At 60.8% G+C, this 13,380-nt stretch carries 12 protein-coding genes; 2 read left to right on the top strand and 10 right to left on the bottom strand.

Features of this window, described 5'->3' with window-relative positions:
- Window positions 1–105: 105 nt before the first annotated feature.
- From PMX72_RS06100 to PMX72_RS06070, 7 genes are all read right to left on the bottom strand, one after another.
- Complete coding sequence (locus PMX72_RS06100) at window positions 106–999, bottom strand: aldose 1-epimerase family protein (RefSeq protein ID WP_118376856.1); 894 nt, start codon at window positions 997–999, stop codon at window positions 106–108.
- A gap of 79 nt (window positions 1,000–1,078) precedes the next feature.
- Complete coding sequence (locus PMX72_RS06095) at window positions 1,079–1,948, bottom strand: hypothetical protein (protein WP_271729441.1); 870 nt, start codon at window positions 1,946–1,948, stop codon at window positions 1,079–1,081.
- A 195-nt stretch (window positions 1,949–2,143) separates the two neighbouring features.
- Complete coding sequence (locus PMX72_RS06090) at window positions 2,144–3,028, bottom strand: MerR family transcriptional regulator (protein WP_271746187.1); 885 nt, start codon at window positions 3,026–3,028, stop codon at window positions 2,144–2,146.
- A gap of 76 nt (window positions 3,029–3,104) precedes the next feature.
- Window positions 3,105–3,683: a UbiX family flavin prenyltransferase gene (locus tag PMX72_RS06085; RefSeq protein WP_055252424.1), complete on the bottom strand. Its 579-nt coding sequence runs from the start codon at window positions 3,681–3,683 to the stop codon at window positions 3,105–3,107.
- Window positions 3,684–3,873: 190 nt separating this feature from the next.
- A complete protein-coding gene (locus PMX72_RS06080; protein ID WP_117648415.1) occupies window positions 3,874–5,361 on the bottom strand; it encodes a UbiD family decarboxylase in 1,488 nt (495 codons plus the stop codon).
- A 141-nt stretch (window positions 5,362–5,502) separates the two neighbouring features.
- Window positions 5,503–6,960 carry an SLC13 family permease gene (locus PMX72_RS06075; RefSeq protein ID WP_199569341.1) on the bottom strand — a complete coding sequence of 486 codons (1,458 nt, stop codon included), beginning with the start codon at window positions 6,958–6,960 and terminating at the stop codon, window positions 5,503–5,505.
- A gap of 242 nt (window positions 6,961–7,202) precedes the next feature.
- Window positions 7,203–8,150 carry an isopentenyl-diphosphate Delta-isomerase gene (locus PMX72_RS06070; RefSeq protein ID WP_271729442.1) on the bottom strand — a complete coding sequence of 316 codons (948 nt, stop codon included), beginning with the start codon at window positions 8,148–8,150 and terminating at the stop codon, window positions 7,203–7,205.
- A gap of 153 nt (window positions 8,151–8,303) precedes the next feature.
- Between PMX72_RS06070 and PMX72_RS06065 the strand changes: the two genes are divergently transcribed.
- Both PMX72_RS06065 and PMX72_RS06060 read left to right on the top strand, forming a co-directional pair.
- Entirely contained in the window at window positions 8,304–9,548 is a 1,245-nt protein-coding gene (locus tag PMX72_RS06065) for an MFS transporter (protein WP_271729444.1), read from the top strand.
- 63 nt (window positions 9,549–9,611) lie between these two features.
- The gene (locus PMX72_RS06060) at window positions 9,612–10,058 is read left to right on the top strand and encodes a low molecular weight protein-tyrosine-phosphatase (protein WP_271729445.1); all 447 of its coding nucleotides are present in this window, start codon (window positions 9,612–9,614) and stop codon (window positions 10,056–10,058) included.
- A 205-nt stretch (window positions 10,059–10,263) separates the two neighbouring features.
- Here the strand turns inward: PMX72_RS06060 and PMX72_RS06055 are convergent, their stop codons facing one another.
- The 3 genes from PMX72_RS06055 to PMX72_RS06045 form a co-directional block, all read right to left on the bottom strand.
- Window positions 10,264–11,637 carry an ATP-binding protein gene (locus PMX72_RS06055; protein WP_271729446.1) on the bottom strand — a complete coding sequence of 458 codons (1,374 nt, stop codon included), beginning with the start codon at window positions 11,635–11,637 and terminating at the stop codon, window positions 10,264–10,266.
- A gap of 268 nt (window positions 11,638–11,905) precedes the next feature.
- Window positions 11,906–12,235 (bottom strand): TIGR04076 family protein, encoded by a 330-nt coding sequence (locus PMX72_RS06050; RefSeq protein WP_199412187.1) that lies wholly within the window; start codon window positions 12,233–12,235, stop codon window positions 11,906–11,908.
- On the bottom strand, window positions 12,228–13,052 hold the full coding sequence (locus PMX72_RS06045; protein ID WP_117773877.1) for a PfkB family carbohydrate kinase: 825 nt from the start codon (window positions 13,050–13,052) through the stop codon (window positions 12,228–12,230). Before PMX72_RS06045 ends, PMX72_RS06050 begins: the two co-directional genes overlap by 8 nt.
- Between the last annotated feature and the right edge of the window lie 328 nt (window positions 13,053–13,380).

The following is a 13,380-nucleotide window of genomic DNA, read 5'->3' as shown; positions in this document are numbered from 1 at the left end:
AAGGCATAGACCTTCTGGTCATGCCTTGCCTTTTTCATGCCAAATTGTCGCTCTGGGTGGCGCGCAGCGTCGACCGGTCCGTCGTTCGTTAGAACGGCGGAACCTCTAGAGCAGGGTAACGCTAAAGCTGCGAACGTCCGTCTCACCCGGTGCCAAGGTAATGGTGTTGACCTTGTGCTCAAAGACGTCGTCCTCGGTGTCCATGGTGGTGTGGCCGGTCCAGGGCTCGAGCGCCACAAACGGGGCGTCGTTGGCGGCAGACCACACGCCGATGTACTTAAAGCCCTCAAAGTCGATCTTGACGCCGTGGCCCGACTTGCGGCCGCGCAACGTGAGCGTGGAACCCGGGGCATCGGTGAACATGATGGCGTCGTTATCGAAGCTGCGGTGCGTGATGGGCAGCACGTCCGAGTTATCGGGAGCCTTGTAGCTGCCCTCGAACGTCATAAGACCGTCGGGCGTGATGATGGGGGCCTCGTTAGTCCAAGCCTCGGTAAACGCCAGCTCGTAATCCTCGAACGCCTCGTCTTCGGCACCGGGGGCGGGCAAGTTGAATGCAGGATGACCGCCCACCGAGAACGGCAGGGCCACGTCGCCGGTGTTGGTGACGGCAAAGGTCTGCGTGAGCGTGGCGTCGCCGGTCAGGGCATAGGTCATGTTGAGCTTAAAGTGGAACGGGAACGCCTTGAGCGACTCGGGCGTGTCAGTGATCTCGTACGTTACCGAGGAGCCGTCCTCCGAAACCTCGACCAACTTGTGCTCGACGATGCGAGCGAGTCCGTGGCGCGGCATCTCGCAGGTACCGGCCGCAGATGTCGCCATGTTGTTGCGCAGCGATCCCACGATGGGGAACAGGATAGGCGCATGCTTGCCCCAAAAGGCCGGGTCGCCCTGCCACAGATACTCGTTGCCGTTGAGGGCAAGGCTCGTGAGCTGGGCGCCCATGGAATCGATGGCCGCGGTGAGGCCGCCGCGCTTGATGGTAGTGACGGTGGACATGCTACTTCCTCCAATAGTAAACAGCGGTGTCGAGGGCTATTGTCCCACTCTTGGCGGCGGGGTTGAGCGACAGGTGCAGTTATTGAGCAATAGCGTAAAGGTCAAACCCGCCCTGCGGCGTGCTATCGACCGTATCGGGCGCCTGTGAATTAAAACTCACCGGAACCATGCGCTTTGAGGCACGGTAACGCGTGCCGTCGGTGGCGACGGGCGGCTCATCGACCGTGAGCTCGTAGTCGCCGGGCTTGAGCTCGATGCCGTCACCTTCGGAATTGACGTATTGGTACTCGTCGATCGCTTGCCCCTTGAGCGTGCGACCCACGATATGGACGAGCATCTGGCTGTCGCCGCGCGCGGTGTCCCACGTCGCGCCGTCCTTGACCTCGACCGATACATGCACCGAGCGCGTGCGGCTGAGCGATTGCTCGACAGACATCTCGACCTTGGCGGCGTCTTTGCGCTGTTGTTCAACATGGCTCCAGACGTTTCCAATTACCGAGCATGCGATAACGCCGGCCATAAAGGCGATAAGGATGGGGCCAAGCGGAGAGCGACGTCCCGCATCTTCCTCGCGAGCCAGATCGGGGCGATGCGTGGGCGCAGGCGCCTGGGCACCCTGCGAGGGCACGTCGAGAATGCTGAAGGATGCCGTGCTGTCGGGATCGATAGTGTGACGCGGCTGCGGGGTCTTTGCCGGCGAGATGGACATGTCGGCTGGCTCACCCAGTGTGGCCGTGGCATCGGCCTTTGCCTCGTCGGCCTCAGCCTGGGCCCAAGCCTGCTCAAAGGTCAGGGGCTCGGCGGCATCGGAGGCGGCGTCAGGCTCGACAGCAGCATCGTTGCCGGCCTCGTCCTCGTCGCTCGACACGTCACGCGGCGCGGGCTCGTCCCACTCCTCGTCCGGAGCCTCGCCCTCGCTATACCACCATTCAAAGTTATCGATATCCATACGGGGCGCCCCTTAAGCCTCGCAAATAAACACTTGCCAGTCTTATACCCCCAGATGGCACGGGAGCTCGCCGGCACAGACAGGAAAAGCGTCACAACATTCGACGCTTTTCCTCGTTTTCGAGATTTTCATCAAATGTTGTGACGGTTTGGGCAGCAGCCACACCACGAATGTGACAAAGGGACTGTCCCTTTGTCACATCTGGAGGGTAACAGGGATTTGGATGCAGCAAAAGTCCTCTTGGTGGGACTCGTCGTAGCTCGTGGTATCGAGGTAGCAAAAGTCGAAAGCGTTGCCAACGGGCTGGAGCGCGTGCTCGTCCATGCAGGCAACGATGGCGCGGATGCCCTCGGGCTCGTACGGCATACCCCAGCGGCTCATGCACAGGTATGTGCCCTCGGGCAGCACTTCGATGCCGATCTCTGCCAGCTCGGCGGGATCGCTCGGCAGCAGTTCCTCGGCACCGCGCGGCAGCACGGCAAAGGAGCCCGCGCCGGCGATAGGGTCGTCGGAATGCAGCGCCTCACAACGCAGCATGGCACCCCAGCCGCGCATGGGGCGCGTGCCCGTCAACGCACGCATGCGCAGGATGGCCCGCATGAGCGTGGGGTGAAGCATCGAGCGGCCGCGCTCGATATCGCCTGGAAACTCCTCAAAGACCACGTAGCGACGCTCAAATTGCTTGAGCTCCGGCCTGCCCTCGCGCTCGCGCCAGTAAACCGCCTCGTCGTAAAAGTTCAGGCGCTCCTGCACGCTCGCGCGCTCGGCTTTGAGGCCGGCGATCTGTTCATCGAGCGCTTGCACCCGCGAGCGCAGGTGATCGGTCATCTCGCCAATGTCGAACGTCGAGGTCAGGCGGTCAATCTCGTCGAGTTCGAGCCCCAGGTCGCGCAGCATGCAGATCAGACGCATGAGCGGGATCTGCGTGGGCGAATAGAAACGGTAGCCTTTTTCGTTAACCACGGCGGGCTTAAACAGGCCGATCTTGTCGTAGTAGATGAGCGTTTGGCGCGAAACGTTAAACAAGCTCGCCATCTCGCTAATCGCATACATGCCCGTCTGCATAGATCCTCCCGACACATCCTTTGACGCGAAAAGCCCGCCGCCCACAGGGGCAGCGGGCTCAAACACTCCTCGTATCCTACCCTAAAGACGCCTATGACCAGCGCTTATAGTTTGCACATGACACGCCGACGGCCTCGAGCGCCTTGGCGGCGATGTGATGCACCGCGTCATCGAGCGTGGCGGGGCCGTTGTAAAACGTGAGCATGGGCGGCATGAGCATGACGCCCGGTACGCGCGCCAGGCGCGCCATGTTGTCGACATGAATGGCGCTGAAGGGCGTCTCGCGCACCATGAGCACCAGGCGGCGCTGCTCTTTCATCTGCACGTCGGCCGCACGCAGCAACAGATTGTCGCTGTAGCCGCTCGCGATGCCGGCGAGCGTCTTCATGGAGCACGGGGCCACGATCATGCCGTCGACCGGATAGGTGCCGCTTGCGATGGCGGCGCCGATGTTCTTGTTGTCGTAGACCACATCGGCATGCGTGGCAAACTCGTCGAGCGTCATGCCGAGCTCCTGCTCGATGGTGATCTCTCCCCCGCGCGTGACGACAAGCGCCGACTCGGCACCGGCCTGACGCAGGCATTTGAGGCACTCAAGGCCCAGCGCGGCACCGCTGGCGCCAGACACGCCAACGACAATGCGACGGGGACGGACAGAAGACTCAGGCATGACAACTCCTAACAACAAAATGGCAGCTATAGGTCGGGCAATGTCAGCGAGCGCGCGTCTGGCGAGGCAAGGTGCCCCGAAACAAGAAGGCATAGGGCTTATGCCCATGCCTTCGCAGTTGAGGGGCAGATTGCCCGCCAGGCGCGGGCGCAGCGTCGAGTGGTCCGACGTTCGGTAGAACGCCGGAACCTTAGAAAGCAATCTCCTTGGCCCACTTGTCTGTGTCGATCTCCATGAACTGCGAGCGAATGAAATTCTTCTTGAGGTCGAACGGAACCGTGCAGTCGAAGATGGCCTTGCAGGCGATGCCGTGCTCGCGAATCGTGGGGTCGAACGCAGGGTCGTTGGACGGGTCGAGCACGTGGCAGTGGCAGCCGGGGATGGTGATGAGGTCGACGTCGGCCTGGAAGCGCGTGGTCATGGCCCACATCACGTCGCTCATATCAAAGATGTCGACATCCTCGTCAACCAAGATCACATGCTTGAGCTCGGAGAATGCCGAGAAGGCGAGCATGGCGGCGTTGCGCTGACGGCCCTCGTCATTTTTGCTCGACTTCTTAAACTGCATGATGGCAACGAACTTGCCGCCGCCGCAGGGTGCAGCGTGGACGTTGAGCAGGCGGCCCGGGATAGCGGTCTCGACCATCTTGTAGATGGAAGCCTCGGTGGGGATACCGGCCATGGACACGTGCTCGTGCGAAGGGCCGATGCAGCTCTCCATAATGGGGTTGACACGCGTGGTGACGGCGGTGATCTTGATCACCGGGCAGACCTTGGCGCCGCCGGTGTAGCCGGGGAACTCGGGCATGGCGTAGCCGTGGCCGTTGACGTCCTCGTTGATGGTCTCGTCGTGCATGAGGTAGCCCTCGAGCACGTACTCGGCATTGGCGATGCACTTCTGCGGAACGGTGACGCAGTCGGCAAGCTCGACGGCGTGGCCGCGCAGGGCGCCGGCGATCTGCAGCTCGTTAAAGCCGAGCGGCGTGGTTGGCGCCTCGAAGCCACAGCACATGTACACGGCGGGGTCCAGACCGATGGAGATGGAGATGGGCATGTCTTCGCCGCGCTGGCAGTACTCGTCAAAGAACGCGCCAAGGTGACGGCTGCCCGGAGTGATCCACATGGCGAGCTTGTCCTTGTCGACGCAGGAGAAGCGGTGGATGGTCACGTCGGACTGGGAGCCGTCGGGGCTCGTGCCATAAGCGAGGCCCATGGTGATGTAGGGGCCGCCGTCGACGGGCGTGTTGGTGGGAGCGGGAACGATCTTGCGCAGGTCAAAGCCCTCGTCGGTCGCCTTGTACACGACCTCTTGGCAGTCGACGTGCGCACCCTCGGCGATCTGCTCGGGCGCGATCAGGTTCTCGAAGCGCTTGCCGATCTCGAGGCCCAGGTGCTCCTCGTCGAGGTCGAGCAGGGCGGCAACGCGCTTGCGGCTGGCAAGCATGCCGATGCAGACCTTGGCATCGTCAAAGCCCTTGACGTTGTTGAAGACCATCGCCGGGCCCTCTTTGGTCGGACGCATAACGGTGCCGCCGGCACCGACGCGACGATAGACGCCCGAGACCTCGGCGTCCGCGTCGACCTGGGTGTCGGTCTCGAGCAGCTGGCCCGGCATCTCGCGCAAAAAGTCGAGCGCGGAGCGCAGATCGTGGATCTGGGAAGCATCGGTAGTGGACATAGCGTGCTCCTTTCGGGAGAGTGTCCGGCGGCGGGAGTGCCGCCGGCTTGGTAACGTAATGGGGCCGCAGCGCTCATAGATGGGGCGCTCGGGCACTCGCAGTTCAAGCACTCGGCTAATTACAGCCAAGCACTCGACTGCTTACATCAGGCCAAAGAGGTGGAACCAGGCGGCCTCGACCAGCACGACGATAAAGACGACCGCAGTGAGGGGAATGCCCATGCGCATAGCCTCTTTGGAGGTGTAGCCGCCAGCGTCCTTGCCCTCGCCGATAAGGATCGGCAGGTTATGGAACGGCAGGATGTAGTGGATGTTGATGGACGTGAAGACGATGAGCGCCACGGCGAGCGGGCTCACGCTGGAGCCGGCCGCAAAGCTGATGAACGCCGGCACGCACACGCCGAGCACGGCCATGACCGAGCCCATGAACATGTGGATGATCATGGAAAGCGCGGCGACAAGCAGGGCGAACAGGAAGATGTTCTCGGGCACGGAGCTGGGAAGCACAACATCGGCGATCCAGGCGTTCATACCGGTGGCACCGCCCACGGAGCCCACGGCCATGGCGGCCGTCAGGAACATGAGGGACTTGATGTCGACGGCATTCCAGCTGGCGGGGGTGAGGACCTCGCCGATGATGGGCATGGCAAGAGAGACGCCGATGGCCAGGGTGACCCAGCCGATGTAATCGCCCGAGACGGTGAGCCACAGCGCAATGGCGATGACAAGCCACACGATGGTGCGAATCTCCTTGACGGAGAGCTTGCCGAGCGCGGCCTGCTTGGCCACGATCTGCTCGCGATCGTAGACGAGCTCCTTGCTGGGCTTAAAGAGGAAGAGGCCCAGGAACAGGGTGCACAGCAGCGCGACCAGCATAGGCACGCTCATGCACAGGAACCAGTCGACAAAGGACGGGCTCATGCCGCCGGCCTCGGCGCTGTACTGCGCAACGAGCGGGTTGAGCGTGGAGTCGCCCGTCAGGAAGAACATGGAGCCCGGGGCGGCAGCGGCAAACACGAGGAAGCCGAGCTTGCCGCGGTCGTCGTCACCGTAGCCGGCGGACTCGGCGATGACCGAGACGACGGCGAGGATGAGGAAGGCGCGGGGGAACGGATGCGGGATCAGCAGCGACAGCACAAAGGTGAGCGCGAAGATTGAGATGATGAGCGACTTGGCATCGCGCACGAACTTGAGCATAAACGCATAGGCGATGCGCTCGCCCAGGCCCGACTCCTTGACCGCGCTGGCGATGAGGTAGGCGCCGATGACGAGCCACATGGTGGCTTTGGTCCACGAGCTAAACGTGGAGGCGACCGTCGCCGAGATGCTCGCGGCACCCGTGTCGTCCACGCACACCTTGAACAGAACGAGCAGCGCGCAATAGAGCAGGCCCACAAAGCCCGGCTGTGCCACGCCACACGCCCAGAACACCACCGTGGCGAGCGTCAACGCCAGACAGGTCTGACCGCCGACCGTAAGCTCGACCGTCGAGCTCAGCTCCGCCAAAGGAAGAAACTTCACCAGCAAAAAGACAACGATACCCAGCACAAAGCCAATTTCGCGCTTGGTGATCTTAAACGCCTTCTTTTCCGCTTCCATCTCCCCACCTTTCTTGTTGGGGGCGCTCCGGATTCGCGGCCACGTTGCCACTTAAAAAGGGGCGCCCGTTATCGGACACCCCTTACGTTGCGCTGTGTTGTGGCAATACAGTCAAGCGGGATTTTTGGATGAGAAGCGATCCTCTGGACAAAAAGCGTCACAACATTCGACGCTTTTCCTCGTTTTCGAGATTTTCATCAAATGTTGTGACGGTTTGGATGTGGCAAAGGGACTGTCTTTTTTCACATAGCGAGGGCTGCGCGGATGGAGGGAACCTCCAGAGCCTCGCGGAGCCAGGGGGCCAGCTGCTCGGGGTGACCCTGCAGGTAGCCTTTAAGCTCGGACGGGGCCACGCGGCGCACTTCCGAGATCTCCTCTTGGTTGATATGCAGCTCGCCCGGCTCAACATGGGCAAGGTAGACCTCGCACCATTCGCACTCGCAGCGGCCGTCGCCGTGGTCCTCGCGGTAGGTCACGTGACCGAGGTGTTTGAGCTGGTCGGGTGCGCGCGTGATGCCGAGCTCTTCGTTGATGCGGCGCGCCGTCGCGGCGACAACGTCCTCCCCGGGGAGCGGATGGCCGGCACAGCTATCGGCCAGCACCCCGCCCCACAGGCGTTTGAGCGGACTGCGACGACAGAGCAGCAGGCGTGCGTCTTCGCCCTGGCCCTCGACCAGAAGCGTCAGAAATGCCTGATGCAGAATGCCCTCACCGGCATGGGCATCGATGCGGTCGACGGGGCTAAGCGTCTCGCCGGTCGCGGCATTGACCGCCACGACCTCGGCGCCCGCGCCGCCCTCATCCCAGCCGGCGCGCAGAATGCGGGCTGCGGCCTCCTCGAGCGCGGCGATGAGCTCCTTGGTGGTGTCGAGCACGCGCCGCAGGTCGCCCCCGCTCGCCTGTTCAACATGAAAGCCCGTGCTCGCAACGACCGGCACGCCAAAGCGCGTGGCCAGCGCCGCCGCGATATCGTGCGCCGGAATTTCGTCTCGATGGCACGGAACAGCCAGGATGCTCACTGTCGCCGTGCGGCCGGGCTCGGGGCGCGGAATGGCCTGCGCCGTGGCGCCCAGGTGCGCGAACTCCGGCGAGCAGGCGTACACCGCCATGCCTCGCGGTGTCACCGTCAGCTGGGCCTCGAGCGCAAACTTGCCCTCGCCCACTGCAACCTTTGTCGTGTGCATACCCATGGGATCTCCTGTCGCCCGCGATGTACCTGAGACCATCTTCGCCTGTATTGCGACTATACAGGCAAGCGCAGCCTGCGACAAAGGGGGGCAGGCACCTGACACATTCTGTTAGAGTTGCAGGGATTGAATCCCGCTTATTCATGCGACATTGGAGTGACAACCTTGACCGCCGCAACCACGCCTAAAAGTAAGTCAACCGCCGCCGCGCTCTCCCCCGCGCGCACCAAGCTCTGCCTGGCGCTGCTCGTGCTGCTGGGCTTCTCGCTCGGCTGCTCGGAGTTCGTGGTCATCGGCATCGAAAGTGACTTGGCGACGGAACTCGGCATATCGCTTGCCACTGCGGGCCAGCTCATCAGCGTTTTTGCATTGGTCTACGCTATCGCGACGCCGGTGCTTGCGCTCAGCACGGGGCGCTTCCGTCGTTACCAGCTGCTCGTGTGCTACAGCATTATCTTTGTGCTCGGCAATCTGGTCATGGCGTTGGCGCCCAACTTCCAGGTACTGTTTATCTCGCGCATTGTCCTGGGATCCGTCTCGGGCGCACTGCTCGCCGTGGGCGTGACGTACATCCCCGAGCTGCTGTCCCCGCAGCAAACTTCGCTTGCCATCTCGGTGGTATATGGTGCGTTTTCCGTAGCAATGGTCTTTGTCACTTCGATCGGCAAGTTTGTGGTCGACACGCTCGACTGGCACGTTGCCATGTACGGCACGCTGGCCTTTGCCGTTCTGATCTGCGCCGCGCTCGTGGTGTTTATGCCGCGCGCCGGACAGACCGACGAACCCGCCACCTTCCGCGAACAGGCGGGTCTGCTGCGCGAACCGAGTATCATCACCGGCATGCTCATCTTCTTGTTTGGCGTGGGATCGGTCTATGTGTTTTACGGCTATGTGACGCCCTATCTGGAGCAGGTGCTGGGCATGGGCACGGTCGAAGCCAGCACCACGCTCATGGCCTACGGCGCGTTCTGCCTGATCTCGAACATCCTGGGCGGATGGATTGATGCGCGCTTTGGCATGAAGGCGCTGCTCGTGACGTTTGTGCTGCAGGCTGTGGCGTTACTCGGGTTGTTTGCTGTGGGCGGCACCATGCCGCTCGCGCTGGTCTTTGTCTTTAGCTTGGCGATGCTCATGTACCTGTTCTCGGTGTCGTGCATCACACACTTTATGGACGTGGCGCGCAGCCGCCATCCCAAGTCGATGGTGCTCGCGAGTTCGGTTGAGCCCATGGCGTTTAACGTCGGTATCTCGTTTGGCACCGCAGTGGGCGGCGCCGTGGTAAACGGAATTGGCATTGCGTACGTGGGTGCCGTGGGCGCTGCGTTCTCGCTTGCGGCCTGGATGCTCACGCTGGTGACGATTAAGTTGGCTCGCTGGGAGCGCAAGCGGGCGAGGGCGTAGGCGTAGGCGCAGGCGTAGATGCGATACTCGAGCTCGATGATGACGATCGAAAGGAAACCGCATATGCAACGCGTACTGTTTATCTGCCATGGGAACATCTGCCGCTCGACGATGGCCGAGTCGGTGTTTACCGAGCTGGTGCACCGCGCTGGGCGCGCGGGCGAGTTTGTCATTGATTCCGCCGCGACCTCGACCGAGGAGATCGGCAACCCGCCACATCACGGTACCGTTGCCAAGCTACGCGAGGTCGGGATTCCCGTCGTTGCGCACCGTGCCCGCCAGGTGCGTCGCACAGAGTATGGCAACTGGGATCACATTGTCTATATGGATGCTGAGAACGCGCGCGGCCTGCGTCGCATCTTTGGCGACGACCCCGACGGCAAGATTACGCGCTTGCTCGATTGGACCGAGCACCCCGGCGACGTGGCCGATCCCTGGTACACCGGCAACTTCGATGCCACCTACCGCGATGTGCTCGCCGGTTGCACTGCCATGCTCGAGCAGATGTAGGTTCGCGGGCGCACAAACCGCGCGAACCGCGTCATCGGTATACATCGAGCGTGGATTTTCTCTCGTATACAGATCGAGCGTGGAAAATCTCCCACTTTGAGCGTTCAAGTGCGCTCTAAACGGGAGAAAATCCACGCTCATTTTCTCGGGCAGTGGAACTCGATACGACCAAGAGACTGCTCCTTTGTCACATTCGGGACTGGCCCTAGACCGGCTTGACCTCCAGCTTTATCCCCTCGGCACAAGAGTCGCCCAAAACATCCGAAAGGACCCAGGTCGCATATAGCGGCAAATAAAGAACAGCTCCGTTGCGCTCAACGTTGCCTCTCGAGAAAACAATCCCGAGCCTTACGCCATATTCGGCCGTATCAAGCACATGGCCGAGCGCAGCGTGCGCGTGGTAATAGGAGCCCGATTTAACCTCGATCGGGACAGCCGTCCCATCCGGTCCGTCGACCACAAAGTCCACTTCGCCGCGCTTTTTCGTCTGATAGTAGTAAAGCTGGCGATTCTGGGCAGCCAGCTGCTGGGCCACCACGTTTTCGTAAATGCCGCCCAGATTGGGCTCCTTGCTATCAAGATACGCCGCCTGGGCGACTCCAACGGGGTAGCGCGCCATCAACATGCCCGTATCCGATTGATATAGCTTGAACTGCGATGGCCGCGCCGTCTTGAGCAGGGGCGATTTTGGCTCGGTTACGATATCGGCCTTGAGAGCAACGCCGGCATCGACAAGCCAGACAAAATCTCGCTGGTACTTGTCGTAATGCGCCTTGGGGTCAATGGAATTGAGCACGAAGCGTTTGTTTTCGCCCTCGAGCATAATAGGGAGCTGATCGTAAATGCTCTGCACCTGAAGGGCTCGCCCGCTTGCATACTTAGAGATATCCCGCCGGTACTGTTCGTTGAGCTCTGACTGTAGCTGACGAACAGAGGCAAGGTCGCCCTGCGTGTCAAGGAAACGCTGCACGACCTCCGGCATTCCGCCGACAACGGTATAGGTCCTGAAGTTTGCCATCATCGCGTCATGAATGTAATCAGGAATGGGCTTTTCGCTGATACACGCATCGCGTATCGTTTGGCGAGCTCCCTCGCTCACCCCGATCGCCCAGCAAAACTCCTCAAAATCGAGCGGGAACATCCTAAGCTCGTGAACATATCCCACAGGATAGGACCTAACGCCCTTGAACTGGGTCCCGAGCATTGACCCCGAAAACGCCCAGTGGCACCTCCCGTCCTCAACAAGGAACTTTGCCATCGTCATGATGTCGGGGGCCTCTTGGACCTCATCGATAAACACGAGCGTTTTGCCTGGCGCTATCGGCTTTCCCGAAAGAAGCGTCACCCTGCTGATGAAATCATCGGCATCCCGTGCCTCGAGAAGAGCATCTTTTGCCTGGCGATTTTCCGCGAGATTGAGCTCGATATAGGTTGCGTAGTTTGACTTACCGAACTCGCGAATCGAGTAGCTCTTACCGATTTGGCGAGAACCCGTGACGAACAACGCCTTTCGTTCAATGGATCTCTGCCAACAATCAAGATCATCAGCGATTTTCCTGCGCAACATAAGCTCTCCCATCGCCTCGATAAATGAAATGCAGATATTTATATCGACTATTATCGATGAAATGCAGAGATTTTTAGTACCGAAATTGGATGAAATGCAGAAATTTGAGCTTACTCGCGCACAGAACAACGACGCGTGCGCCTAAGCATGGGCATAAGTGAGGTCGGGATTCTCGCATACAAATCGAGCGAGGACTATCTCCCACTTTGAGTGCGAAATTGCGCCCAAAACGGGAGATAATCCACGCTCGATATTTCGACGGGAGAAAATCCTCGCTCGGTTACTCGTCGACGATCTCGGCAAGCCAGACGTTCAGCGTATCAATCTCGGGGCAGCAGAACTTTGCCGTGCCAGGCTCGTTGCCAGGCACGGTTCCGCCATAGCGCAGGATATCGATATAGGGAAAGCCCACGTGACAGGCCATGGCGCACATCTTGCCGCGGTCTCGGTCAAAGTCAAAGACGTCGCCCGGCTTGTGACCATGGTGGCAGCGGCACGTCCCCAGCTGGTCCACGCAGCTCACGCGGATACGCGGCCGCTTGCCACGCGGCGCGCCGAGCGGCCTGTTCTCGCCCGCAGGCTTGACGCCGCCCTCGCCAGCGTTACTCATGGTCAATCACATCCAGGCAGGCCTCGATGGGAAGGCCGGCCGACTTGTCCTCTTGGTCGGCATTGCGCTCGATAAGCTCAGCCACCACACGCATGGCATCGGACGTCGCGCGCTGCAGACTCCAACCTGCCATAACGCGGCCCATGAGCACCGCCGAGAACGTATCGCCCGTGCCCGGGAAATAGACCGGAATGAGCTCAAAGGGAATCGTGAAGTACTCCCCCGCCACATGGTCGTAACCGATAACCGCGTTCGTGCCATTTACCACGGCGCTCGTAATGACCACCGACTTGGCACCCAGCTCGCGCACGGCGTCCACAAGGGCGCGGGCCTCATCGGGCGTGATCTGCTCTGCAATAGGCGTATCGGCGAGCAGACAGGCCTCGGTGTAGTTGGGCACCGCGTAGTCTGCGCACTCCAGCAGGTGCCGCATAAGGCCAATCGTGGACTCGGGCACACCGGCATAGAGCTTGCCGTTGTCGCCCATGATGGGATCGACGAACACCTTGGTGCCCTTTTGCGCGCGGCGGTGGCAAAAGTCCGAGATGATACGCGTCTCTTCCTCGGTCACGATAAAACCGGTGGAGATGGCGTCGAACTCAAAGCCGAGCTCCTCCCAGATGGCGAGGCTCTGGCGCACGTACTCGGTGGTGTCGTGGATGTAGAACTTGGGATAGTTGAGCGTATCGGACACAAGTGCCGTCGGCAGGTTATGGATACGGTAGCCCATGTGCGACAGCACCGGCAGCATGGCGGAAAGCGCGACCTTGCCGTAGCCGCACATATCGTTAATCAGCAGCAGCTGAGTATTCTTCATGAGGGTCTCCCTTGTTTCGGGCGCGGCGCGGCAGCGCCACAGTGCGACTAAGTGTAGCGCAGGGGACGTTGTGAACGGGCGCTGGCACCGTGGAGGTCAAATTGTTGCGGAAAGGTTTCGGAAATGGGGGCTGTTTGCTCCATAGCGGCCTAGTTGATGCTACTCATATAGCTCCATTTCAAAACTATGCCTATTTACTACGTTTAACCGCCCGCCTCCAACCACAGCGAATTTCTCTCCAACAAAACCGCAGGTAGATAGCTTGCGTTTTTTCAGAAACAGCTGTTGTGGTCAGCGATGCTGGATTCATCGTAGTAATTAGGCATAG

It is taken from the genome of Collinsella aerofaciens (assembly GCF_028207065.1).
Classification (GTDB): domain Bacteria; phylum Actinomycetota; class Coriobacteriia; order Coriobacteriales; family Coriobacteriaceae; genus Collinsella; species Collinsella aerofaciens_AR.
This window is presented reverse-complemented; position numbering and strand designations above follow the sequence as displayed.